Consider the following 24039-nt stretch of genomic DNA (forward strand, 5'->3'; position numbering starts at 1 on the left):
ACGGTCACGCGCGCTTCGTACAGGCGCGTCGATGCATCCGTGCTGGCAGCCCAACACCTGATAGATCCGGGGACCGTACGCCCCTTGGCCGGCAGGGCCTTCAGCATCGAGCGGCCACGCGAGCGCCGCCCACCGGGCGATGCAGCTCTCTTCGCGAAAGCCCTCGTGCCGGCGGCTGGGCGAGGCGATGCCGTGGCGAGCTACCGGCTTTACCTGATCGCCGCCGAGTGTGATTCCGCCGCATCGCCCGATGTGGTGGAGACCTATCGAATGACGCGCCACCTCCTCGCGCCCGACTACACCGCCCAGTTGGCGCGCCAGTTGGAGGAATGCGAAGGCCTGCTGATGGATCCGGCGCTGTCGGACCGACGACATTGGCTGAAATTGTCAGCCGTCCAGGGCTCTCCCGAGGCCGCCCTCATTTACGCCGCTTCGATCGAAGAAGTCATCGGTGGGCCGGCTCAGTGGGCCAGGCATCCGGAACAGGTGATCGCCTACAAGCGGCAGGCGATGGACTACCTCTTCAACGGCGCGGCGCAGGGCTATGTCGGCGCGCTGTCCAGTTTGTCGCAGGCCTACGAGAGCGGATTCCTCACGCCGGCCGATCCGGTCAAGGCACTGGCCTACCGGTGGGTCGTCCAGCAAGTCGATCCCTCCCCGGGAAGCGAAGGGCTGGCCCATCGATTGGAAGAAGGACTTTCAGTTCAACAGAGATCCGACGCAAGGCGGCAAGCCGCGGTAATTCATGAGGAATGTTGCGTGAACCTGGCAGGAGAAGATCGATGAAGAAATGGCAGTGGATGACGCTGGTACTAGCCGCTGGCTGTGCCACATATGCCGCATGGAGCGAGCCCGGTAGACAGAAATTCGGACCGGTTCGTTGCGTATCGTGCCTATTGCAGGAGCCTGAGCCAGATGCAGCTACGCTGGGCAAGCTGCACGAGTTCCATAAGCGGCACAACTACGGAGGACTTATCGGACTGGGTGAGAAGTACCAGATCCGCGCAGGAGACGTGATCGTCATCTGCAATCGCAACTTCTGTGTTGATTACGAGAGAACAACCAATAATCAATGGTTGGGAAACAATCCTCGAAAAGTGCAGCAGCATGTTTTGCAGCGCGCCCGACAGGATGATGTGGACAAGGAGAGGAACGCGATTCTTCGGGAGCTGGCTGAAGAGTGGGCGCGAGAGCAGTGGCGCGGCCAGGGCATCCCCCCGCCAATACCCGCGCCGCCGGGATGGAACGGACGCGGACGGGTTGTTGTCGGTACACCCAGTAGACCTTGAGTGCTGGCAAGCCGGTCCGATGTCAGGGCGCATGCGTTCCGTCGTGCTGGCTGCCTGGCGATCGTCTCCCTCGATCACGTCATCCACAGCGCATGTGGATGGCGTGCCGATAAAGCTGTGGACAAGTGCTTGCGGCGTAGCTGGCGCAAGCCTTCCGCCTGCATTGGTCAAAAATTGGTCAACGTGCCTCGCTGACCGGTGCCAATGCCGCCAGCAGCCGCATCAAGGCGGTTTGGCCGTGTTCCCCTGTCTTGGCGAAGATCGATTGCAGGCGTGTCTTGGCGGTCGCGGGCGTGATGCCGCAGGCCTGGGCGGCGTGGCCGAGGTCGGCATGTCGGTATAGCGCGGTGGCCAGCGCGGCCTCCGCAGCGGTCAGGTCGAAGGCACGGCGCAGCAGATCCGCCAGACCACCCATGCTCGTGGCGCCCAACGGTTGCACGAACATCACCGCGGCTTCGGCGTGGATGGCATGCGAGGGGGACAGGGGATGGATCGCCACCACCAGGTCTACCTGGTGGCGGGCGTTGCGCAGTACGCCTTGGCCTTGCCGACGAAGGCGGCCATCGGCGGTGTCGATGCCGATGGCGGCATCCCGCACGAGCGCCTTGAAAGGGGCGGCATCGGGGCCGGGTGCACCCAGGCCGGCTTGCGTGCGCAACAATCGGCCCGCCATCAGCAGATGTTCGGCCGCGGCGTTGGTGCGGATCACTCGCCCGTGCCCGTCCAGCATGAGCATCGCCATGGGCAGGCGCTCCAACGCGTGCTCCAGTGCATCGACTCGCTGTTCCAGCTGTGCCAGCCGCCGCTGCAGGGCATAGGCGTTGACCCAGTGCGGCGTGACCTGCCGCAGCAGGGCCAGGTGTTCGGCGGTGTAAGGTTGCAAACGCCCGGAACGGCAGACGGTGGCGGTGACCACGTTCTGGCCGTCGAAGTGCGCGCACAGGGCAATCGACTGCTCCACGTCGCCGTCGCGCAGGTATTCGTTGTAGTAGCGGCTGCGGTGCAGCTCGGCGCGGGAGACGAAGTCGTCGCTGTCCAGCGTGGCGCCCGTGGCCAGTTGCGCCGCGCCGCGCTGCAGCCACAGGTTGTCGGCGGCGAACTCGCGCTCGTAACGCGCCGCCTCCAGTGGATCGGCCCCCACGACCAGGTCCAGCCGACCGTCGTGCCGCTGCATGTCCTGCACCATGATCGCGCCGACATGGCTGCCAGTGGCGCCGACCAGCCGCTCGCAGAACTCGCCCAGCCGTTCCGGTGCCAGCACCGAGGCGTAAAGCGATTCCAATACACCCTCAAGCACATTCCCTGTCACGGCTTTCCCCCTGTAGTCAAGCACCGTTTGGAAGTGTTTTGCGTGTTACGTCTCGATATATATCAAAGACCGATGGCGGCAGGCAGTCATGCCGCGGCCATCGGCAGGAAGGTTGCCCACGCCGGGGTCGGGGAGATCCTGACGTGGGGTACCGCCAGGGGGCGGGTAGGGAGGCATCGACCGATGCCTTCTCCACGGGTTTCTCAACCATCTAAGGAAGGACATCCCATGTTCAAGACAAGCAGCATGCTCGCGCTGTGCCTGCTCGCCGGCCACGCCGTGGCTGACGAACTGCCGTCGTGCAACGGCAACGCGCCGGTGAGGCCGGCGTTCGACCTGCAGCCCCGCAAGACGCAACTCGATGCCCGAGCCGTCACCCTGATGGCGCAGTGGAAGGAGGATTCGCGCACGCAGAGCCCGACACAGGCGGCGGAGAACCATAACGAGCGCGTGGCGAGGGTCTACGAGGATTTCATGACGGAACGCCGGCACGTCTATGCCGGCGCGCGATGTGAGGTGTACAGCGTCAAGAAGTGCGCCAGTACCGCTGGAAAGAAGCACAAATGCCCGATGAGGGTAGGAGCGCCGCCCGATACCTGGTTCGACGCTGGCTTGACATTGGTCGATAACGATTTCGCCAAGGCACCCGCGATCTCCTCCGACAAACGCACCGTCACCTACACCGTCAAGAAGACAGGCAAGGGCTCCAACACCGCTGGCTTCCGCGCACCGGTCGGCTACGTGCCGGCGGTATCCGAACGCTACGTGGATGAGGATTTCGCACAAGTCCACGCGTACTTCGCGCCACTCGTACGCATCAGCGGCCACACCGGCGACTGACTCACACAGTCGACGCCATCGCCGGCGGCGCCACACGACCGCCGGCGCCATCTTCCCCTCACTTCCCAGATCCGATGACTCCGACTCGACCTCTCGTGCTCCTTTCCGCCCTCCTGCTGCTCGCCAGCGGCGATGCCTGCGCGCAGGCCAAGCAAACCGCCCAGGGCGCCCAGACCTTCCTCATCGGTATCACGCAGGGCGGCGGCCAGGCCGGCATCTTTCCCCGCTATGCCGTCCTGGGGCAGTCCAACTTCAACGGTGCGCCCGGCATGCTCAATGCCTGGCTCAAATCCATGGATAGCCTCAACGAAGCGGGCAACCCAGACCCCTGCGTGACGCGCCTGCTGGAGATCGACTCCCGCGCGCCAGGCGTCTGGGCACAAGGCATCCGCTGGAGCATTACCGCGCCGGGCGTGGGGTACTCGGCCCCCATCACCGCTTTCCCGATGCCGCGCTACATCCATTGGGGCAAGGCCAGCATCGCCCGGGTCGTCTACTCGTATGACGAGTCGGGCACCGATCGCACCGAATACATCGTCGCCCGCTACATGCGGCCCGGCGAAAAGACGGCCGATGCCCTGGTGATCGGAGCGTCCGATTCCGGCATGGTCGACCGCATCGAGTACGCCATGAAGTTCCTGCAAGCCAGCTGCGATACCTCCGTCTCGACGGGCTTCTAACCATGCGGCCACCCCGTCACCCCCACGCACGTCCCGTGCTGCTGGCGCTGCTGTTGTGCGGCACCTTGGCCGCGCAGGATGCGCCGCGCCAGTTGAACACGGTGGACGCGGCCAAGCTCCGAAAGTCGGTGGATCGCAGCAAGGCCGACAGCAGCGAAGCGGCCGCACGACAAACCGAAGCATGGCGCCAGCAGCAGGCATTGCGGCAGCAACAGGCCGCGCTGGACGATCAGGAGGCTGCATGGGAGGAAGAGCCCGAGCCAGTGCAACAGCCCACCCCCGGCTTCGCGGAAATCCTGGCGCATGGCATGGGCGTGTTCCAGGACGAGATGGCCAAGAAGAACGCCGAACAGGCGGCGGCCAATGCGCGCCTGGCGCAGATCCGTGCCCAGGCCGAAGTCGCGGATCGCGAGCGTGAACGACAGCGCCGGCAGCAGGAGCTGGAGGCGCGCCAGCGGCAACAGCAGATCGCCCAGCAGCAGGTGGCCGCCCAGGCCCGCGTGGCCGATACGGCAGCCCAGCAGGCGCGCGAGCGCGAGTTGCGTGAGAACGCGGCCGCCGAGCGCCAGCGCCTGCTGACGCAACAGCAGCAGGCGACGGCCGAGCGCCAGGCCCGGGAACGTGCCGATGCGCAGGCAAGGCAACAGGCCGAGCAGCAGCGCCTAGCGTCCGAGAAGGCGTCCGCCGAACGCGAGCGCAAGGCGCAGGCAGAGCGGGTGCAGGGATTGCGCCAGGCAGAGCAGGGCCTTCGCGCGGGCTTCAGTGGTCGCGCGGCTACCTGCATCGGGGGCGGCAAGGACGTGCTCTACCTGCAGACCTCGCGCCCCACCAAGACCGGCTGCCGGGTGAGTTTCGAGGCGCGCTGCCCCGGTACGCCGAGCGGCGCGGGCGTGCGCTTCAGCCAGGCCAACTACGTCGGTGGCAGTTGCCAGGGCCTGGGCGACAACATCCGCATCGGCGCCATGGCCTGCGCCGCCGAACAGGTGCAGGTCACGATGACCCAGGCCGATTGCGGGTCCAACGGCTGATCCCGGCCACGGACACGACAGGCATGAAAAAAGCCCCGGCCGAAGCCGGGGCTTTTTCGTTCCATCCACGCGAACCGGTGATCAGCGATCCGGTCGCACGTTCGACGCCGCGTCGTTCTGGGCCTCGATGAACTCCTTGGACTGCTCGTCCAGCTTGTCACCGAGCATGCGACGCACCACCACGAAGAACAGCGGGATGAACACCACGCCGAGGATCGTGGCGAACAGCATGCCGCCGATCACGCCGGTGCCGATCGAGTGGCGGGCGTTGGCGCCGGCACCCGTGGAGATCGCCATCGGCAGCACGCCCAGGATGAAGGCGAAGGAGGTCATCAGGATCGGGCGGAAGCGCAGGTGCGCCGCCTCGATCGCCGCCTCGCGCAGCGTCTTGCCCGCCGCGCGCTGCTCGACCGCGAACTCCACGATCAGGATCGCGTTCTTCGCCGCCAGGCCGATCACCGTGATCATGCCGATCTTGAAGTACAGGTCGTTCGGCAGGCCACGCAGCAGCGACAGCGAGATCGCGCCGAGCACGCCGATCGGCACCACCAGCAGCACCGCCACCGGGATCGACCAGCTCTCGTACAGTGCCGCCAGGCAGAGGAACACCACCACCACCGACAGCACCAGCAGCAGGGTAGCCGCGTTGCCGGCGATGATTTCCTGGTACGACATGCCCGACCAGTCATAGCCGAAGCCGGCCGGCAGGTCGTTCTGCACGATCTCCTCCATCGCCGTCATCGCCTGGCCCGAGGCCTTGCCCGGGGCGGCGTTGCCGACGATGTTCACCGCCGAATAGCCGTTGTAGCGGTTCAACGCCGGCGAGGCGTAGGTCCACTCCGACTTCACCACGTTGCTCAGCGGGATCATCGCCGGCTGGCCGTCGGCATCGGTGGCGGTGGCGCTGGGCGTGTAGAAGCTGCGCAGCGACTCCGGACCGGTGCGGAACTGGTCGTCGGCGCGCACGTTCACGCGCTTGATGCGGCCTTCGTAGAAGAAGTCGTTGACGTACACCGGCGCCAGCATCAGCTGGATGGCGCTGTAGATGTCGGTCACCGACAGGCCCATCGTCTGCGCCTGCACGCGGTTGACGTGCAGCTGCAGCTGCGGGGCGTTCTCCAGGCCGTTCGGGCGCACGCCCACCAGCGTGTCCGAACGCTGCGCCGCCTTGCCGAGCAGGATGTTGCGCGCGTTGGTCAGCGCTTCCTGACCGCCGCCGGCACGGTCCTGCAGCCACATGTCGAAGCCGCCGAACTGGCCCAGGCCGTTCACCGTGGGCAGGTTGACCACGAAGATCTGCGCGCCCTTGATGCCGTAGAAGGCGCCGTTGAGCTGCTGGATCAGGTCGGTGGCGGTGACGTCGCGGTCATCCCAGGGCTTGAGGCGGATGAAGCCCATGCCCACGTTCTCGCCCGAACCCAGGAAGCTGAAGCCGGCCACCTGCAGCATGCCTTCCACCGCGTCCTGCTTCTCCAGCACGCCGCGCATCTGCGAGAAGACCTCGTTGGTACGGGTCTTGGTCGCGCCCGGCGGCAGCTGCACGATGGCCAGCGCGAAGCCCTGGTCCTCTTCCGGCAGGAAGCTGCCCGGCATGCGGGTGAACAGGAAACCGCACAGCGCCACCAGCACCACGAACAGCACCATCCAGCGCGGGGCGCGCTTGAGGGTGTGGCCGACCAGCCCGACGTAGCGGTGTGCGACCTTGTCGTAGTACTTGTCGAAGGTGCGGAACACCCAGTTCTTCTTCTGGTCGTGGGTCGACTTGAGGAACGCCGCGCACAGCGCCGGGGTGAAGCTCAGCGCCAGGAACGCCGAGAACGCCATCGACATGGCGATGGTGATCGCGAACTGCTTGTAGATCGCGCCCGCCGCGCCCGGCTGCATCGCCGAGGGGATGAACACCGCCGCCAGCACGACCGTGATCGCCACCACCGCGCCGGTGATCTGGGTCATCGCCTTGGTCGTGGCCGCCTTCGGCGCCAGGTGCTCGTCGGTCATGATGCGCTCGACGTTCTCGATCACCACGATCGCGTCGTCCACCACGATGCCGATCGCCAGCACCATCGCGAACAGCGTCAGCTGGTTGATCGTGAAGCCGATCATCCACATGCCCAGGAACGTGCCCAGCAGCGCCACCGGGATCACCAGGGTCGGGATGACCGTGGCGCGGAAGTTCTGCAGGAACAGCAGCATCACCAGGAACACCAGCACGATCGCTTCCACCAGCGTGTGCACGACCTCCTCGATGGAGATCTTCACGAACGCGGTGCTGTCGTACGGCGAGAACCAGGTCACGCCCTGCGGGAAGCTCGGCGCCAGCTCGTCCATCTTGGCGGTCACCGCCTCGGCCACGCTCAGCGCGTTGGCGCCGGGCAGCAGCTGGATGGCGAACGCGCCGGTGGGCTTGCCGTTGTACTGGGTATCGAAGCCATAGTTCGACGGGCCGAACGCCACCCGGCCGACATCCTTCAGGCGCACGGTGGCGCCGTTGCTGTCGGTGCGCAGGATGATGTTCTCGAACTCCTCCGGCGAGCTGAAGCGGCCTTCGGCCGAGACGGTCGCGGTGAAGCCCTGGCCATCGGGCGCCGGGTCGGCGCCGATCGCACCGGCGGCGAACTGCACGTTCTGGTTGGAGATCGCGCTGTACACCTGGCTGGCCGACAGGTGGTAACCCTGCAGGCGCTCGGGGTTGAGCCAGATGTTCATCGCGTACTCGGCACCGAACTGCTGGGTGCTGCCGACGCCCGGCACGCGCGAGATCTGGTCGAGCACGCGCGAGCCGACGATGTCGTTCAGCGCGTCACGGTCCACCGCCGGGTTGTCCGAGCGCAGCGCCACCACCATCAGGAAGCCGGCGTTGGCCTTGGCCACCACCACGCCCTGCTGGGTCACCTCGGTGGGCAGGCGCGGGGTCGCCAGCGACACCTTGTTCTGCACCTGCACCTGCGCGATGTCCGGGTTGGTGCCGGTCTCGAAGGTCAGGGTGATGGACACGCGGCCGTTGGCGGCCGAGGACGAGTTGAAGTACAGCAGGTGGTCGATACCGGTCAGCTGCTGCTCGATGACCTGGGTGACCGCCTTCTCCGCCGTGTCGGCGCTGGCGCCGGGGTAGGTCGCGCTGACCGTGACCTGCGGCGGGGCGATGGAGGGATAGGACTCGACGCCGAGGTTGAGGATCGCGATCACGCCGCTGAGCGAGATCAGGATCGCCACCACCCAGGCGAATACCGGATGTTCAATGAAAAATTTGGGCATGGCCGGCTTCCGTTACTTCTTCTCGGACGGGGCGGGCGCGGCACCCGGCTTGGCGCCGGCCTGCTGCTGCGCCGCATTGGCGTTCGGATCAAACGGCACGGCCTTGGCCGGCGCACCTTCCTTGGCCTTCTGCTGGCCGCTGACGATCACCTGGTCGCCGGCCTCCAGGCCGCTGGTGACCACCCACTGGCCCTGCTGCTGGCTGTCGGCCATCACGTTGCGGCGGACGACGTTGCCGTCCTTGCCCACCACCAGCGCATAGGCGCCGTGCGCATCGCGCTGGATGCCGGCCTGCGGCACCAGGAACGCGTTGGCACGCTGGCCCAGCGTGGCGTCGAAGGAGACGAACGAACCGGGCAGCAGCACGTGGTCCGGGTTGGGCAGCAGCGCACGCAGCGAGACGCTGCCGGTGCTCGGATCCACCGTGACCGAGGTGAAGTCCAGGGTGCCGGCATGCGGGTAGACGGTGCCGTCGCCCAGCTTCACGTTGACCGTGGCCTGGCCGTCGCCGCTCAGCGCGACAGCGCCCTGGGCCTGCGCCTGGCGCAGCTGGGCGAGCTCGTCGCTGTTCATCGAGAAATTGACGTACAGCGGGTCGAGCTGGTCGATGGTGGTCAGCAGGGTGACATCGCCCTGGCCGACCAGCGCGCCTTCGGTGACCTGCTGCTTGCCGGCCCGGCCGCTGATCGGCGCGGTGACGGTGGCGTAGCCCAGGTTGATGCGCGCGGTCTCCACCGCGGCCCGGGCCTGCTGCACCGAAGCGGCCGAGGTGCGCTCGGTGGCTTCGGCGGTGTCCAGGTCGGACTTGGACACGTAGCTCTGCGGCGCCAGGCGGCGGGCGCGGTCGGCGGCGACCTTGGCGTTGGCGTAGGTCGCCTCGGCCGCGGCCAGCTCGCCCTGCGCCGAGGCCAGCGTGGCCTTCAGCGGTGCCGGGTCGATCTGGAACAGCGGCTGGCCTTCCTTGACGTCGGTGCCTTCGGTGTACAGGCGCTTCTGCAGCACGCCGGCCACGCGCGCGCGAACGTCGGCGGTGCGGAAACCGGACAGGCGGCCGACCAGCTCCCGCTGCAGCGGCAGGGTCTGCGGCTTGGCCTCCACCACGGACACTTCCGGCGGCGGGGGCTGTTGCTGTTCCTGCTTCTTGCAGGCAGCCAGCGCCAGCGTGACGGCGCAAGCCAGGGCGAGGGTACGGAACGGGGCGGTCATCGGGGGAAACTCCGTTTTCTGTTGTTTTTAAGCGTGGGATTCGGGGGAACTGCCCTGCGCGGCGAAGGCGCGCAGGAAACTGTCGATCGTGCGTTCCGCCCACCGGCGCCGCGAAGGGGCGTCGGATCGGTGCGGTGTGTGGAACCGCTGCCTTTCGAAATCCAGGCCGACGATCATGCCAAGGAGCAATTCGGCCATCGCGTGCGGATCGTCATGCCTGAGCTGGCCGCGCGCGCTGGCCTTGCGCAGCCATTCTGCCAGCCGATCCTGCAATGCGGCGATGCCGTCCTCGTAGATCTGTCGGGCCTGGTCGGGAAACCGGTGCGACTCCGCATCTAGCAGGCGGCAGGTCTGGATGACGTGAGGGCGGTTCAACTGCTCCAGGTGGCGCTCGGCGAAGGCCAGCAGGCTCTCGCGCAGGTCCGCGCCGTCTTCGTCGAAGGGCACGGTGGTCAGCGCGATCTGGTCGCGCATCACCGCGCGCAGCAGGTTCTGCTTGCAGCCGTAGTGCGCGTAGAGGGTCTGCTTGGAGCAGCCCGCGCGGGCGGCCACCGCCTCCATGCTCAGGCGCATGCCCTGCTCGGACAGCAGGGCATGGACCGCTTCGTGCACGGCTTCGTGCACGCGGCGATCGCGCTCCTGACGCGGCCGGGCGGGGGAGGAGGTCGGCATCATGGGGTGGACTATACCGTCCAGTTCAGTTTTTAAATAGCCTTGACGACCGCGATCGGACCGTGCGCAACGGGCGCGGGTTCTTGCCGTTCGTGGCGGCTTGCACCGGCGCCCCGTGCCATACGGGGGCGAAGGTGCCGGCGCCGGGAATTGGGCGAATCCCGTGCAAACCGCGTTGTATCGCGATGGAACGCAGTCTTGCGCGTGCGCCATGTTGTTTGAACGCCGTAGAAATCCGATCCTGCGTTTGCGCTGTGCAGCAAGGCACTGTCACGGCGCATCGTTACAATTCGCAACTTTCCCGTCGGGCTCTCACCGCTCCTCTCATGAAACCCAAGAAAGCTGCTTCGAAATCGACCAAGGCCACGGCATCCAAGTCCAGCGGCCAGCGTGTAGTTTCCCCGGTCAGCACCGAGGTGCAGGCCTTCAGCCTCGAACCGGTGTACGCAGCTTTGCGCAAGCGCTATCCCGCCGCGCGCCAGCCCGAGGCGCAGGCGTTCGCCAGCGATTTCTACAAGCGCATGGAGTCCGACGAGTTCCCGTACCACAGTGCCGAGGAATGGGCCGCGCTGGCCGGCGACACGCTGGAGTTCTTCCGCACCCGCAAGGCGGGCGTGGCCAGCGTGCGCGTGTTCAACCCGACGCAGAAGGCCAATGGCTGGGAATCGCCGCACACCGTGCTGCAGATCGCCAATGACGACATGCCGTTCCTGGTCGATTCGATCAGCATGGCGCTGGCCGAGATGGGCGTGGGCGTGCACGTGCTCGGCCACCCGGTGCTGCACGTCACCCGCGACCGCGCCGGCAAGCTCACCGCGGTGGGCGAGGGCAAGGCCGAATCGCTGATGGTGCTGGAGATCGACCGCCAGCCGGCCGAGGAGATGGCGCAGGTCGAGGCGACCATCCGCAAGGTGCTGGCCGAAGTGCGCGCCATCGTCGGCGACTGGGGCGCGATGCGCGAGAAGATGCTCGGCCTGTCCGACGACCTCGCCACCCGCCGCCTGCCGGTGGACGACGACAGCCGCCACGAGGCGCAGGAGTTCCTGCGTTGGGCCGCCACCGACCACTTCACCTTCTTCGGCTATCGCGAATACCGCGTGGAGAAGCGTGACGGCGAGGACGTGCTGGCGCCGGTCGAGGCCAGTGGCCTGGGCCTGATGCGCGGCAAGGACAAGTCGCCCGCGCGCCCGGTCAAGTCGCTGGCCGCGCACGGCCTGAGCGCCGGCAACGGCCCGAAGGACGCGCTGATCCTCACCAAGACCAACGCCCGCTCGCGCGTGCACCGCGTTGGCTACATGGATTACATCGGCGTGCTGGAGTACGACGCCAAGGGCCGCATCGTCGCCGAGCAGCGCTTCCTGGGGCTGTTCACCTCCAGCGCCTACAACCGCCGCCCGTGGGAGATCCCGCTGGTGCGCCGCCGCCACGATTACGTGATGGGCAAGTCCGGCCTGGCGCCGAGCAGCCACAGCGGCAAGGCGCTGCGCCACATCCTGGAAACCCTGCCGCGCGAGGAGCTGTTCCAGTCCAACGAGGAAGAGCTGTTCCGCACCGCGATGGGCATCCTCGGCCTGCAGGAGCGCGTGCGCAGCCGCCTGTTCCTGCGCCGCGACAAGTACAGCCGCTTCATCTCGGCGCTGGTCTACCTGCCGCGCGAGCGCTTCAACACCGACGTGCGCCTGCGCATCGAGGCGCTGCTGAAGGAAGCGCTGCACGGCGAATACATCGATTCCAACGTGGTGCTGGGCGAGTCGCCGCTGGCCCAGCTGCACCTGATCGTGCGCCCGAAGGCCGGCGAAGCGCTGGAGTTCGACACCCGCGTGCTGGAAGACAAGCTGGCCCACCTGCTGCGCAACTGGCAGGACGACCTGCGCGAAGCGCTGGTGGCCCGCCACGGCGAGGCCGCCGGCCTGCGCATGGCCGCCGCCTATGGCCGCGCGCTGCCGGCCGGCTACATCGAGGAATCCACCACCGAGGCCGCCGCCAGCGACGTCGAGCACCTGGCCGCGCTGGCCGGCCCGGACGACCTGCACCTGAGTCTGCAGGCCGTGCGCCGCGAGGGTGTCGATGGCCTGCGCCTGAAGCTGTATCGCCAGCTGGACGACATCCCGCTGTCCGACGCGCTGCCGATGATGGAGAACATGGGCCTGCGGGTGATCTCCGAGCGCCCGTACCGCCTGCAGGTCGCCGAGACCCCGCTGTACATCCAGGATTTCGAGGTCGAATCGACCGCCGGCGCGATCGACGCCGCCAACGCCGACGCCGCCTTCGGCGAAGCGTTCGCGCGCGTCTGGCATGGTGATGCCGAGAACGACGGCTTCAACCGCCTGATCCTGTCCGCCGGCCTGCACTGGCGCCAGGTCGCGCTGCTGCGCGGCTACTGCAAGTACCTGCTGCAGACCGGCGTGCCGTTCTCGCAGGCCTACGTCGAACAGACCTTCCAGCATTACCCGCTGCTGGCGCGCCTGCTGGTGGAACTGTTCGAAGCCCGCTTCGACCCGGCCACCGGCAACGAGAGCAAGGCCGAGATCGCCGAAGGCCAGGCCCGCCTGAAGGCCGCGCTGGACGTGCTCGCCGCCGCTGACGAGGCCACCCTCAAGGCCCTGCAGCCGGTCGTCGACGCCCGCAAGGCCGACCGCAACGCCCAGCAGGAAGCCACGCGCGCCGCGCTGCTGAAGCTGATGGATCGCGTTTCCAGCCTCGACGAAGACCGCATCCTGCGCAGCTTCATCGGCGTGATCGACGCCACCCTGCGCACCAGCTACTACCAGACCGACGCGGCGGGCAACCACACCCACTGCATCAGCTTCAAGTTCGACTCGGCCAAGGTGCCGGACCTGCCCAAGCCGCGCCCGTACCGCGAGATCTTCGTCTACGGCCCGCGCGTGGAAGGCGTGCACCTGCGCTTCGGCGCGGTGGCGCGTGGCGGCCTGCGCTGGTCCGACCGCCGCGAGGATTTCCGCACCGAGGTGCTGGGCCTGGTGAAGGCGCAGATGGTGAAGAACACCGTCATCGTGCCGGTCGGCGCGAAGGGCGGCTTCTTCTGCAAGCGCCCGCCGGTCTCCGGCGAGCGCGACGCGGTGCAGGCCGAGGGCATCGCCTGCTACAAGCTGTTCATCCAGGGCCTGCTGGACATCACCGACAACATCGTCGGCAACAAGATCGTGCCGCCGCCGCAGGTGGTGCGCCACGACCAGGACGACCCGTACCTGGTGGTCGCCGCCGACAAGGGCACCGCGACCTTCTCCGACATCGCCAACGGCCTGGCCATCGCGCACGGCTTCTGGATGGGCGACGCGTTCGCTTCCGGCGGCTCGGTGGGCTATGACCACAAGGGCATGGGCATCACCGCGCGTGGTGCGTGGGAGTCGGTGAAGCGCCACTTCCGCGCGCTGGGCCGCGATTGCCAGAGCGAGGACTTCAGCGTCGTCGGCATCGGCGACATGTCCGGTGACGTGTTCGGCAACGGCATGCTGCTTTCGCGCCACATCCGCCTGGTCGCCGCGTTCGACCACCGCCACATCTTCCTGGACCCGAGCCCGGATGCGGCCAAGTCGTTCGTCGAGCGCGAGCGCATGTTCAAGCTGCCGCGTTCGAGCTGGCAGGACTACGACGCCAAGCTGATCAGCAAGGGTGGCGGCATCTACCCGCGCACGCTGAAGTCCATCGAGATCACCCCGCAGGTGCGCGAGGTGCTGGGCCTGGAGGCGGCGGTGAAGAACCTCTCGCCGACCGAGCTGATGAGCGCCATCCTCAAGGCGCCGGTGGACCTGTTCTGGAACGGCGGCATCGGCACCTACGTCAAGGCCTCCAGCGAAACGCATGCCGACGTGGGCGACCGCGCCAACAACGGCCTGCGCGTCAACGGTGGCGAGCTGCGCTGCAAGGTGGTGGGCGAGGGCGGCAACCTGGGCCTGACCCAGCTGGGCCGCATCGAGGCCGAACAGCAGGCTGGCGTGCTGCTCAACACCGACTTCATCGACAACTCCGCCGGCGTGGACACCTCCGACCACGAGGTGAACATCAAGATCCTGCTCAACGCCGTCGTGCAGGACAAGAAGCTCACGGTGGACGCGCGCAACAAGCTGCTGGCCTCGATGACCGACGAAGTCGCCGAGCTGGTGCTGTGGGACAACTACCGCCAGAACCAGGCCATCAGCCTGATGGAGCGGATGAGCGTCAAGCGCCTGGGTTCCAAGCAGCACTTCATCCGCACGCTGGAGCAGCAGGGCCTGCTCGATCGCCAGATCGAGTATTTGCCCTCCGACGCCGAACTGTCGGCGCGCAAGGCGCGTGGCCAGGGCCTGACCCGTCCGGAGCTGGCGGTGCTGCTGTCCTACTCCAAGCTGGTGGCGTTCCAGCAGCTGCTGGAATCGGACATCCCCGAGGACCCGTACCTGTCCAAGGAACTGCAGCGCTACTTCCCGCAGCCGCTGCAGAAGAAGTACGCCGAGGCGATGGAGAAGCACCGCCTGAAGCGCGAGATCATCGCCACGGCGGTGACCAACACCACCATCAACCGCATGGGCGCGACCTTCCTTATGCGCATGCAGGAAGACACCGGCCGCAGCATCGCCGAGGTCGCCAAGGCCTACACGATCAGCCGCGAGACGCTGGATGCGCGTTCGCTGTGGACGCAGATCGACGCGCTGGACGGCAAGGTGCCCGAGTCGGTGCAGATCGACGCGCTGGAAGTGATCTGGAAGCTGCAGCGTTCGTTCGTGCGCTGGCTGCTGTTCCGCCCGGGCACCATGCCGGGCATCACCGCCGCGGTGGAGCGTTACCACGGCCCGTTCAACGACATCCGCGTCGCCTCGGGCGTGCTGGGCGATTCGCAGCGCCCGGCCTACCTGGCCAGCGTGCAGGAGTGGAAGGACAAGGGCCTGCCGCCGGCATTGGCGCAGCAGCTCTCCGAGCTGCGCTACCTGGAGCCGGCGTTCGACATCATCGAACTGGCGCGTACCCGCAAGCTCAAGCCGGTGGACGTGTCCAAGGTCCACTTCCGCCTGGGCGAGGCGCTGCAGCTGCCGTGGCTGTTCGAGCAGATCGACGCGCTGGAGGTCAACGGCCGCTGGCATGCGGTGGCGCGTGGCGTGCTGCGTGACGAGCTGGCCGCGCACCAGCGCAACCTGGCTGGCCAGGTGCTTTCGACCCCGGGGGCGAATGCAGAGGCCAAGGTGGCCCGCTGGATGGCGCGTGACGACTCCAGCCTGCGCTTCACCCTCTCGATGCTGCAGGAACTGGCCGCGCAGAAGACCTTGGACTACCCGACCGTGTCGGTTGCGGTGCAGCGCCTGGGCCAACTGGCGGCGCACGGCCTCTAAGGCAGTCGTCGGGCCCACAACGCGGGCCCGACCCCAGAGTTGAAGGAACGGCCGACGCAACGCGTCGGCCGTTCTGCTTTTCGCAAAGAACAGGAGGAATCGGGCGGGCATGAACCCTGAGGGCGGTCGGGGCGGGGCGCACAGAACCAAACACCGCCCGATCCAACGCCGCCCCCTCGTATATGCTGACCCCCGATCCACGGAGCCGAAGATGAGCGCATCCCCCCGCATCGCCTTCCTTGCCAGCAATACCGACGCCGCGCAGCGCGCCCGCGCCGAGCTCGCGCAACGCTATGGCGACCATGCCACCGACGAAGCCGACATCCTCTGCGCGCTCGGCGGCGACGGCTTCATGCTGCAGACCCTGCATCGCCACGGCAGTGCCGGCAAGCCCGTGTTCGGCATGAAACTCGGCTCCATCGGCTTCCTGATGAACCAGTTCCGCGACGACGACCTGATCGAGCGCCTCCAGCGCGCCGAACCGGCCCACCTGCGTCCGCTGGAAATGCTCGCGCTCACCGAATCGGGCACCAGCACCGGCTCGCTGGCGTACAACGAAGTCTCGCTGCTGCGCCAGACCCGCCAGGCCGCCCACCTGCGCATCGACCTCAATGGCCAGACCCGCATCGAAGAGCTGATTGGCGACGGCGTGCTCGTCTCCACGCCGGCCGGCAGCACCGCCTACAACTACTCCGCGCACGGCCCGATCCTGCCGCTGGGCTCGCACACGCTGGCCCTCACCCCGATCGCCCCATACCGCCCGCGTCGCTGGCGCGGCGCCATCCTCAAGGCCGACACCGAAGTGCGCCTGCAGGTGCTGGATCCGTACAAGCGCCCGGTCAGCGTCACCGCCGACTCGCACGAAACCCGCGACGTGGTCGAAGTCACCATCCGTGAATCGCGCGAACACCGGGTCACCCTGCTGTTCGACCCCGAGCACAACCTGGAAGAGCGCATCCTCAGCGAGCAGTTCGTCGTCTGAGGCGGTCGGCCGGCGCCGACTGCGGCACAATGGCCGCGCATTCCCCCTTCGAATCCCCTGGAAGATGGCCGACAACACCCCCCGCCTGCTGACCGTCGCGGTGACCTCGCGCGCGCTGTTCGACCTGGAGGAGGGGCATGCCCTGTTCGAGCGCGAAGGCGTCGAAGCCTATGCCGCCTACCAGCGCGAGCACGAGGACGACATCCTGCGGCCCGGCGTGGCCTTCCCGGTGGTGCGCAAGCTGCTGGCGCTCAACGAGGGCGCGCCGCCGGATACGCCGCGGGTCGAGGTGATCCTGCTCTCGCGCAACTCGGCCGACACCGGGCTGCGCATCTTCAACTCGATCCAGCATTACGACCTGGGCATCGTCCGCGCGACCTTTACCTCCGGCGAGGCGACCTGGCCCTACGTCAAGCCGTTCGGCACCGACCTGTTCCTGTCGGCCAACCCGGAATCGGTGCGGCGGGCGCTCTCGCATGGCGTGGCGGCCGCTACCATCCTGCCGCGCGGCCGCGACGAGGTGGTGGAAGCCGCGCGACCCGATGCCGATCCGCATGCCCGCCAGCTGCGCATCGCCTTCGACGGTGACGCGGTGATCTTCGGCGACGAAAGCGAGCGCATCTCGCGCGAGCAGGGCGTGGAGGCTTTCGGCCGGCACGAGCGCGAGAACGCCCGCGAGCCGCTGACCGGTGGCCCGTTCCGCAACTTCCTCTCCGCGCTGCATGCCCTGCAGGCCGCGTTCCCGGCCGGCGAGGCCTCGCCGATCCGCACCGCGCTGGTCACTGCGCGCTCGGCGCCGGCGCACGAGCGGGTGATCCGCACGCTGCGCGAATGGGGCGTGCGCCTGGACGAGGCGCTGTTCCTCGGCGGCCGCCACAAGGGCCCGTTCCTGGCGGCATTCGGCGCGGACATCTTCTTCGACGATTCACAGCACAATATCGACAGCGCCCGCCAGCACCAGCACGTCGCCGCCGGCCACGTGCCGCACGGCGTGGCCAACGACCCGCGCCCGCAATGAAGCCCAGCGCCGGCTCCGGCGCCTACCTGCGCCGCGGCTGGCGGTTCCTGGAGCTGCAGTTCGAAGGCGCGGTGACGCAGACGCGCATGCTGCGCTGGGCGCCGGATGTCCTGTGGGTCGGTTACACGCGCAGCATGCTGGCCGCGCTGTGGCTGCACCCGGCGGCGCGGCGCATCGGCATCGTGGGATTGGGCGGCGGGGCACAGGTGAAGTTCCTGCATCGGCACTTCCCGCAGCTACGCATCGACGTGGTGGAGAACGACGCCGGCGTGCTCGCCCTTCGCGAGGCCTTCCGCATTCCGCCGGACGATGCGCGCCTGCGGGTGGTGCAGGGCGATGGCGCCGCCTGGCTGCGCGACCACCCGGGGGCCTTCGACATCCTGCTGGTGGATGCCTATGACGCTGGCGGCATCCCCGGGCACATGGGCAGCCAGGGCTTCTACGCGGTGTGCCGGGGCGCGCTGGCGCCGGGCGGCGTCATGGCGAGCAATCTCTACGACACCGATCTGCGCGCGCACCACGCGCATCTGCGTCAGGTGTTTGGCGAGCAGCATTTGCTGCTTGCCGAACCGCGGATGAGCAACGAGGTGGCCTTCGCGTGGCGCGGCACGCCCACGCCGCCGCCGGTGTCGCAGTGGCTGCGCGAACGTCCCTCGTCAGCGCGCTGGCAGCTGCGTGCGGGCGTGCACCGGCTGGCGAAGGCCTGGGCGGCGCGCTGAGCGGTTGTCCACACCAGGTGTGGATGTGGCGTGGGCCAACATGTGGATAACCTCGCGCAGCCCTTGCCGTAGCGACGTCTCGCGCGGATTGGTGAAAGATTCACCAGCGGCGCGCGAGCTAGCGCGTCGCGCGGGAGAGCGGCAGGCGGATATCGGTCAGCCGCCAGCGCAAGCCCTGGCGGTCGAGCACGAATACCACGGGGTCGCCGCTCTCCGTCAGCACGGTCGCGGTGAAGCGCGAGGTGGACTCGAAGTGCTTGCGGGCGTCCTTGAGCGGCCGGGCGGGCATCGGGCGCGACCAGGTGTCGCCGTCGATGGTCTCGCCGCTGGCGCGCTTCCAAAGTTGGTGGCCCTGCAACAGCGCACCGATGCCCAGCGGCGTCACCATCGTATCGACGCCCGCGCCGGTCAGGCCGCCCGCCAGTTGCAGCGCGATGCCGCCGAGCAGGCTGGACTGCGTGTCGATGCCGGCGCGGCGCACGACGTAGTCGTCGAGCTGGGCCTTGAGGTTGGCGCGCAGGCGCGGGAAATCGACGTGGCGTTCGAGCGCCGCGGTGTCCTGCTGCTCGATGGCCTGACTGATGCCGCGCAGCGCCAGATACGGTCCGGCCACGACGTACGCGCCGAGGGCAAGCAGGAGCAGGAGGGGGATGATCCACCAGTACTTCTTCATGGGTTCTCCTGGGGGCGACGAACGGCGCGGGACAGGGCAGGGCGGGCGCCCAAGCGCCTTGCCCGGGCCCGATTATGCAGAAGCCGCTGATTCGTGCCGCCTTTTCATGAAACGACCGGCGGCTGACCGCTCCGACACGAAGCGGACGTTGCGCACGGCGCGCGCGCAGGCCTTCACAATCTGTCAACGCATTGCAACGTCATCATGACTGCGGCAGAAAAGCCGCCATATTTCCGGGATAAAGAGGAGTAGTGGAATGTTTCTGACCAAGAAAAACCTGGCGACCGCGCGGGCGCTCGGTGTGGCACTCGTCGCCACCGTCACCTTTGCCGGTTGCGCCACCTATAAAGAAGAGTTCGCAACGATCAACTCACGGCTCGATCAGCTCGACGCGAAGGTGCAGAACGCCGCCCAGAGCGCCGAATCCGCCAACCAGTCCGCACAGCAGGCCAACCAACGCCTGGACCAGATCGAAGGCCGCGTCCAGAAGCTTGAATCGGCGCCGCGTCGCGTACCGCGCGGTTAATCGCGTTTGCGCGGTCCGGCACTGACACGTTGAACCCAAGACCCGGTGGCCTTCGCTGGCCACCGGTCTTTTTTCTTCATTGCACTTGTTTGCGGGGAACATCCCATTAATACGCGCACATACCTTGCCATCCGGGGCGCGCCGCTCGCGCTGGCCCTCGCGCTGGCGTTTGCAGGCCCTGGCGTGGCCAGTGTCAAGGACGCGGTCGCGCAGCCGGCGGCTGCCGTCGACCTGCTTCCCCCGGACCAGAAGGTCTCCGACACGGTGACCGAACTGGCCGGTTGGGTCGTCGCCAGCAAGGACAGCCAGGGCTATCCGTTCGCGATCATGGACAAGGCGGCAGCCCAGATCCTGGTGTTCGATGGCGAGGGTCGGCTGCGCGGCGCAGCGCCGGGGCTGTTCGGCTCGGCGATTGGCGATCACTCGGCGCCGGGCGTGGCCGGGCTGGCGCTTCGCGAAATCCCGGGCCGGGACCGCACGACGCCTGCCGGCCGCTTCGTGGGCGGCTTTGGCCCCTCGATCGATGCCGGACGGGTGTTGTGGGTGGACTACGATTCCGCGGTCTCCATGCATCCGACGGCGACAGGCGTGCCGGCCGAAAAGCGTGCCGAGCGCCTGGCGACGCCGACGCCGGACGACAACCGCGTCACGCATGGCTGCATCAATGTCGCGCCGGAATTCTACGAACAGGTCGTGGCGCCGACGTTCGCGAAGGGTGGGGTGTTCTACGTGCTGCCGGACAAGGCGTCGCTGGCGGAGACCTTCCCGGATTTCGTGCAAAGCCGCGCGACCGCGCAGCACGACGAAAAAAAGCACGACCAACCGGCCCCGCGGTAAACGGGGCTCGTGCGGTGGCGGCGCGTTGGCCTCAGAACTCCAGGTCCAACGCCGCGCACAGGTAATCCACGAAAGGCCCCAGCGTGGCGAGATCCGCCGCGATCGTCTGGCGCAGCTTCGGCCCGGTCATGGCCTCGTCGTCCAGCGAACGCCACAGCACCCAGTTGCGGTGCTTGAGGTCATCGATGAACTCGAAGGCCGCCGGGAAGCCGCGCGGCGGGCGCACCAGCTTTTCCTCGTCGGCCAGGTCGAAGCGCTTGCGCAGCCTGGCTTCGTGCGCGGCGGCCTTCCAGCTGCCCGGGTTGTCGAAGATGAACTGCCGGACCTTGCGCTGCGTCTCCGGCTCCGGATGCCACAGGCCGGCGCCGACGAAACTGCCGCCCGGCTGCAGGTGCAGGTAGAAGGACGGCGCCGGTACTTCCCGGCGTCGCGCGTGGAAGAAGCGCGCGCCCTGCCAGGTCTTGTACGGCGACTTGTCGTTGGAAAACCGTGCGTCGCGGTAGATGCGGAACAGCGAGCCGCCGTTGCCGCGCGGGTCGGCGCGGAAATGCTCGCTGACTTCGGCCAGCGCCGGCTGCAGGTCGGTGATCAGCCGCACGAACGGGTCGCGCACGTTGGCTTCGTAATCGGCGCGATGGTCTTCGAACCAGGCCTTCTCGTTGTGGCGGGCCAGGCCCTTGAGGAACTTGAAGCTGGCCGGGGTGAAATAGGTGCTCATAGGGTCCTCTGCAGGTCGGCACCCCAGCCCGCGAGCTGGTCGAGCAGGGCGAGGCGGCCGGGGGCGTCGGCGTGGGCGGTGCGCAGCTCGGCGATCTGCGCCCAGAACTGCTCGAACGTCACTTCCGAAAGGCCATTGTCGTCAATCAAGCGGCGGCGCCGATATTCGTCCCAGCGCTGCTGTTCGCCGGCGTCCAGCGAGCCGGGCCAGTTGCGCGCGCGGTAACGGAACAGCAGTTCGGGCAGGCGCGGGTCGGTGAAACGGTCCGAGAGCGTGGCCAGCGCCTGCGGCGTGCTGGCGCGCACGGCCGGGAACAGGCGGCGGTCGCCATCGCCGAGGAAGCCGTCGTAGAGCGAAGCGTCGACGTCGGCCGGCGCGCCGCCGCGTTCGCCCGCGTAGACCTGGCGCACCTTCTCGGCCAGCTGCGGGCCGTGGTCGCGCAGGCGCGCGGCGTTCGCTTCGATGCGCTCGCGGTCGATGCGCAGGCGTTCGAAATCCGGCGCGCGCAGGTGCGACCACGACACCAGCGCCGGGGATTTGTTGAGGTGCACTTCCTTGAGGCCAATCCGTTGCTCGCCTTCCGGCAGCGCACTGGCCGGCACGTACAGGCGGTCGGCGATCTGCTCGGGCGAGAAGCGCAGCAGCGGCTCGATGTCGCCTTCCAGGTCGAACACGATGACCCGGCTGTCCACCTTCGGATGGCGGGTGAGCGGCACCACCGGGGCGGCGCACAGCCGCGCGGCCGGATAGCGCTGGGAGACGTGCAGCACCGGCTGCATCGCCACCACGTCGAGCAGGCTGGCGCAGTAGCGCTTGTCGCGCAGCTTCAGCGCGTAGTCCCATAGGCGCGGCTGGTGGCGGCGGAACAGCCGCGCCATGCCGATGGTGGCGAACACATCGGAGAGCGCCTCGTGGGCGTCGCCCTCGCGGACGTGGTTGGCTTCGGCCAGTTGTTCGAGTTTGAAAGAGGTGGCGCCGTCCTCGCGCTGCGGCCAGGTGATGCCGTCCGGACGCAGCGCGTGGACCAGGCGCAGCATGTCGAGCAGGTCCCAACGCGAGTTGCCGCCGCGCCACTCGCGCTCGTAAGGGTCATGGAAATTGCGGAACAGGCCGTGGCGGACGAATTCGTCGTCGAAGCGCAGCGAGTTGTAGCCGAGCGTGCAGGTCTGCGGCCGGCCCATCTGTTCGGCGATGCGCGAGAAGGCTTCGGCCTCGTTGACGCCCTGCGACTTCGCCAGCTGCGGGGTGATGCCGGTGACCAGCGTGGCGTACGGCGAGGGCAACAGGTCATCGGCCGGCTGCACGAAGAAGCTGACCGGCTCGTCCACGACGTTGAGCTCGGCGTCGGTTCGCACCGCGGCGAACTGCGCGATGCGCGTGCGGCGCGGATCCTGGCCGTAGGTTTCCAGGTCGTAGAACAGGAAGCTGTCGGGCATGGCGGGCCAGTAGGCGGGGTTGTCCCTATTCTAGGCGCAGTGGCGGGGAGGCTCTCGCCTCAATGCGCGCCGGGCAGCGGTGTCAGCCGCTCGTGCACCACGCGTTCCAGCGCCGTCCAGTCGATTCCCTCCAGGCTGCTGCGCCCGCGCGTGGCCTCCACCAGGATCTCGCGCTGGATTTCGCTGCGCGACAGCGCCACCGCGTACGGCGTGCGCAGGAACGTCACCATCGTGTAGTGCGGCACGAACACCGTCGGCCAGCGCGCCTGCAGCGCCTGCTCCAGCTCGCGCTGCAGCAGGAAATCCGGGTCGTCCACGCGATCGCGCATTTCCAGGTAGTTCTCCAGCGCCATCTGCTGGATCGCATAGGCGTTGGCATGGCGCCGCGTCTGGAACAGCGCGTAGGCGCAGGCGAGGTCGTCATGCGCGTCCAGGGCCTCGGCCAGCGCCACGCAATCCTCGAATGCGCAGTTCATGCCCTGCCCGTGGAACGGCACCATCGCGTGCGCGGCATCGCCCAGCAGCACCGCGCGGCCGCCCAGGTACCAGCGGTCCAGGTACAGCGTGCCGAGCAGGCCCGGCGGGTGCGCTTCCCAATCCTCGCGCAGGTCGGGGATCAGTGGCAGCGCATCGGGGAAATCCTGGGCGAACAAGGCTTCGGCCTCGGCGCCGCTGTTGGTGGTGGCGAAACTGGGCTTGCCCTCGTTGGGCAGGAACAGGGTCACGGTGAAGGTGCCTTCCGCGTTCGGCAGCGCGATGCACATGTAGCGTCCGCGTGGCCAGATATGCAGGGCGTTGGCCTCGATGCGGAAGCCGCCATCCGGCGTGGGCGGAATCTCCAGTTCCTTGTAAGAGTGGTCGAGGAACTCGATGCGCTCGCCCAGCACGGACTTGCGGTTCATCGCCGCGCGCAGCGCCGAACCGGCGCCATCGGCCCCGACGAGGCTTTCGAAATGGATGTCGTGCGGCTGGTCGTCGCGGTCGTCGATGAAGCGCGCGTAGTTCGATTCGAAATCCACCGTGTGCAGGCGACGGTGGAAGTGCACGGTCGCGCCGGCTTCCTCGGCCAGGCGCAACAGGGTGATGTTGAGGTCGGCGCGGTGGATCGACCAGATCACCTCGCTGTCATCGCGCCCATAACGCTGCAACTGCGCCGGCGCGCCGGGCGGATGCACCATGCGCCCGCGCATCATCACCGCGCGTTCCATCACCGCTTCCTCCGCGCCCGCCGCGCGCAAGGCGTGGCGGCCGCGTTCGGCCAATGCCAGGTTGATCGAGCGCCCGGACTCGTAGCCCTTGATGCGGGGGTCGCCGCGTCGTTCGTAGACGGTGACTTTCCAGCCACGGCGCGAGAGCAGGATGGCGAGCAGGCTGCCGGCCAGGCCAGCGCCGATGAGGGTGAGGGAACGCGGGGGAGAAGAGTTCAATGCAGTGTCCGCAGGGGAGGGCGGGTCGGGCTTACAGCCCGGCCCAATGTTCCACTTCCTCGACGAAGTGGTGCACGTCGGCGAAGCGGTTGTACAGCGG

18 protein-coding genes and 1 pseudogene are annotated in these 24039 nt (G+C 67.8%); 11 read left to right on the forward strand and 8 right to left on the reverse strand.

The window, feature by feature from the left end:
- The first annotated feature begins 39 nt into the window (after positions 1–39).
- On the forward strand, positions 40–786 hold the full coding sequence (locus tag ARC20_RS04345; RefSeq protein ID WP_146165823.1) for an SEL1-like repeat protein: 747 nt from the start codon (positions 40–42) through the stop codon (positions 784–786).
- Entirely contained in the window at positions 783–1289 is a 507-nt protein-coding gene (locus ARC20_RS18175) for a hypothetical protein (RefSeq protein ID WP_146165824.1), read from the forward strand. The genes ARC20_RS04345 and ARC20_RS18175 overlap by 4 nt, the downstream gene beginning before the upstream one ends.
- Positions 1290–1467: 178 nt before the next feature.
- Here ARC20_RS18175 and ARC20_RS04350 read toward each other — a convergent pair whose 3' ends face one another.
- Entirely contained in the window at positions 1468–2571 is a 1104-nt protein-coding gene (locus ARC20_RS04350; RefSeq protein WP_057644885.1) for a hypothetical protein, read from the reverse strand.
- A 255-nt stretch (positions 2572–2826) separates the two neighbouring features.
- Here ARC20_RS04350 and ARC20_RS04355 point away from each other — a divergent pair, with 255 nt between their 5' ends.
- From ARC20_RS04355 to ARC20_RS04365, 3 genes are all read left to right on the forward strand, one after another.
- Positions 2827–3438, forward strand: coding sequence for a hypothetical protein (locus tag ARC20_RS04355; protein ID WP_057644888.1), 612 nt, complete (start codon positions 2827–2829; stop codon positions 3436–3438).
- Positions 3439–3533: 95 nt separating this feature from the next.
- Positions 3534–4118: a hypothetical protein gene (locus ARC20_RS04360; RefSeq protein ID WP_057644891.1), complete on the forward strand. Its 585-nt coding sequence runs from the start codon at positions 3534–3536 to the stop codon at positions 4116–4118.
- 35 nt (positions 4119–4153) lie between these two features.
- Positions 4154–5146 carry a hypothetical protein gene (locus ARC20_RS04365; RefSeq protein ID WP_057644893.1) on the forward strand — a complete coding sequence of 331 codons (993 nt, stop codon included), beginning with the start codon at positions 4154–4156 and terminating at the stop codon, positions 5144–5146.
- An 81-nt stretch (positions 5147–5227) separates the two neighbouring features.
- Here the strand turns inward: ARC20_RS04365 and ARC20_RS04370 are convergent, their stop codons facing one another.
- From ARC20_RS04370 to ARC20_RS04380, 3 genes and pseudogenes are all read right to left on the reverse strand, one after another.
- Positions 5228–8401 carry a multidrug efflux RND transporter permease subunit gene (locus tag ARC20_RS04370; protein ID WP_057644895.1) on the reverse strand — a complete coding sequence of 1058 codons (3174 nt, stop codon included), beginning with the start codon at positions 8399–8401 and terminating at the stop codon, positions 5228–5230.
- Positions 8402–8422: 21 nt separating this feature from the next.
- A pseudogene (locus ARC20_RS04375) lies at positions 8423–9607 on the reverse strand (efflux RND transporter periplasmic adaptor subunit); the annotation flags it as partial.
- Positions 9608–9634: 27 nt separating this feature from the next.
- Positions 9635–10282: a TetR/AcrR family transcriptional regulator gene (locus ARC20_RS04380; RefSeq protein ID WP_057644899.1), complete on the reverse strand. Its 648-nt coding sequence runs from the start codon at positions 10280–10282 to the stop codon at positions 9635–9637.
- A 323-nt stretch (positions 10283–10605) separates the two neighbouring features.
- On the opposite strand from ARC20_RS04380, the gene ARC20_RS04385 reads away from it, so the two are divergent.
- The 4 genes from ARC20_RS04385 to ARC20_RS04400 all read left to right on the forward strand — a co-directional run bounded on the left by ARC20_RS04385 (position 10606) and on the right by ARC20_RS04400 (position 18322).
- The gene (locus tag ARC20_RS04385; RefSeq protein ID WP_057644902.1) at positions 10606–15603 is read left to right on the forward strand and encodes an NAD-glutamate dehydrogenase; all 4998 of its coding nucleotides are present in this window, start codon (positions 10606–10608) and stop codon (positions 15601–15603) included.
- Positions 15604–15814: 211 nt separating this feature from the next.
- Positions 15815–16585: an NAD kinase gene (locus tag ARC20_RS04390; RefSeq protein WP_057644906.1), complete on the forward strand. Its 771-nt coding sequence runs from the start codon at positions 15815–15817 to the stop codon at positions 16583–16585.
- Between the two features lie 64 nt (positions 16586–16649).
- Positions 16650–17603 (forward strand): 5'-nucleotidase, encoded by a 954-nt coding sequence (locus tag ARC20_RS04395; RefSeq protein ID WP_057644909.1) that lies wholly within the window; start codon positions 16650–16652, stop codon positions 17601–17603.
- The gene (locus tag ARC20_RS04400; RefSeq protein ID WP_057644911.1) at positions 17600–18322 is read left to right on the forward strand and encodes a fused MFS/spermidine synthase; all 723 of its coding nucleotides are present in this window, start codon (positions 17600–17602) and stop codon (positions 18320–18322) included. Before ARC20_RS04395 ends, ARC20_RS04400 begins: the two co-directional genes overlap by 4 nt.
- Before the next feature lie 118 nt (positions 18323–18440).
- On the opposite strand, the gene ARC20_RS04405 is transcribed toward ARC20_RS04400, so the two are convergent.
- Positions 18441–18995, reverse strand: coding sequence for a DUF2939 domain-containing protein (locus ARC20_RS04405; RefSeq protein WP_057644915.1), 555 nt, complete (start codon positions 18993–18995; stop codon positions 18441–18443).
- Positions 18996–19251: 256 nt separating this feature from the next.
- On the opposite strand from ARC20_RS04405, the gene ARC20_RS04410 reads away from it, so the two are divergent.
- Together ARC20_RS04410 and ARC20_RS04415 are read left to right on the forward strand one after the other, a co-directional pair.
- On the forward strand, positions 19252–19521 hold the full coding sequence (locus tag ARC20_RS04410; RefSeq protein WP_057644917.1) for a hypothetical protein: 270 nt from the start codon (positions 19252–19254) through the stop codon (positions 19519–19521).
- A 150-nt stretch (positions 19522–19671) separates the two neighbouring features.
- On the forward strand, positions 19672–20358 hold the full coding sequence (locus tag ARC20_RS04415; RefSeq protein ID WP_057644944.1) for a L,D-transpeptidase family protein: 687 nt from the start codon (positions 19672–19674) through the stop codon (positions 20356–20358).
- Positions 20359–20389: 31 nt separating this feature from the next.
- On the opposite strand, the gene ARC20_RS04420 is transcribed toward ARC20_RS04415, so the two are convergent.
- From ARC20_RS04420 to ARC20_RS04430, 3 genes are read right to left on the reverse strand one after another with little or no spacing between them, the layout of a single operon-like run.
- Complete coding sequence (locus tag ARC20_RS04420; RefSeq protein ID WP_057644920.1) at positions 20390–21076, reverse strand: DUF2461 domain-containing protein; 687 nt, start codon at positions 21074–21076, stop codon at positions 20390–20392.
- Positions 21073–22512: an exodeoxyribonuclease I gene (sbcB, locus tag ARC20_RS04425; protein ID WP_057644923.1), complete on the reverse strand. Its 1440-nt coding sequence runs from the start codon at positions 22510–22512 to the stop codon at positions 21073–21075. The genes ARC20_RS04420 and sbcB overlap by 4 nt, the downstream gene beginning before the upstream one ends.
- Before the next feature lie 59 nt (positions 22513–22571).
- Complete coding sequence (locus tag ARC20_RS04430) at positions 22572–23939, reverse strand: FAD-dependent oxidoreductase (protein ID WP_057644926.1); 1368 nt, start codon at positions 23937–23939, stop codon at positions 22572–22574.
- Positions 23940–24039 lie beyond the last annotated feature (100 nt).

This window comes from Stenotrophomonas panacihumi (genome assembly GCF_001431645.1).
GTDB classification, from domain to species: domain Bacteria; phylum Pseudomonadota; class Gammaproteobacteria; order Xanthomonadales; family Xanthomonadaceae; genus Stenotrophomonas_A; species Stenotrophomonas_A panacihumi.

Excerpts from the sequence above, each read along its gene's own strand:
- ARC20_RS18175 (WP_146165824.1), top strand. The coding sequence starts at position 783 with ATGAAGAAATGGCAGTGGATGACGCTGGTACTAGCCGCTGGCTGTGCC.
- ARC20_RS04355 (WP_057644888.1), top strand. The coding sequence starts at position 2,827 with ATGTTCAAGACAAGCAGCATGCTCGCGCTGTGCCTGCTCGCCGGCCAC.
- ARC20_RS04370 (WP_057644895.1), bottom strand. The coding sequence starts at position 8,401 with ATGCCCAAATTTTTCATTGAACATCCGGTATTCGCCTGGGTGGTGGCG.
- ARC20_RS04380 (WP_057644899.1), bottom strand. The coding sequence starts at position 10,282 with ATGATGCCGACCTCCTCCCCCGCCCGGCCGCGTCAGGAGCGCGATCGC.
- ARC20_RS04385 (WP_057644902.1), top strand. The coding sequence starts at position 10,606 with ATGAAACCCAAGAAAGCTGCTTCGAAATCGACCAAGGCCACGGCATCC.
- ARC20_RS04390 (WP_057644906.1), top strand. The coding sequence starts at position 15,815 with ATGAGCGCATCCCCCCGCATCGCCTTCCTTGCCAGCAATACCGACGCC.
- ARC20_RS04395 (WP_057644909.1), top strand. The coding sequence starts at position 16,650 with ATGGCCGACAACACCCCCCGCCTGCTGACCGTCGCGGTGACCTCGCGC.
- ARC20_RS04400 (WP_057644911.1), top strand. The coding sequence starts at position 17,600 with ATGAAGCCCAGCGCCGGCTCCGGCGCCTACCTGCGCCGCGGCTGGCGG.
- ARC20_RS04405 (WP_057644915.1), bottom strand. The coding sequence starts at position 18,995 with ATGAAGAAGTACTGGTGGATCATCCCCCTCCTGCTCCTGCTTGCCCTC.
- ARC20_RS04410 (WP_057644917.1), top strand. The coding sequence starts at position 19,252 with ATGTTTCTGACCAAGAAAAACCTGGCGACCGCGCGGGCGCTCGGTGTG.
- ARC20_RS04420 (WP_057644920.1), bottom strand. The coding sequence starts at position 21,076 with ATGAGCACCTATTTCACCCCGGCCAGCTTCAAGTTCCTCAAGGGCCTG.
- sbcB (WP_057644923.1), bottom strand. The coding sequence starts at position 22,512 with ATGCCCGACAGCTTCCTGTTCTACGACCTGGAAACCTACGGCCAGGAT.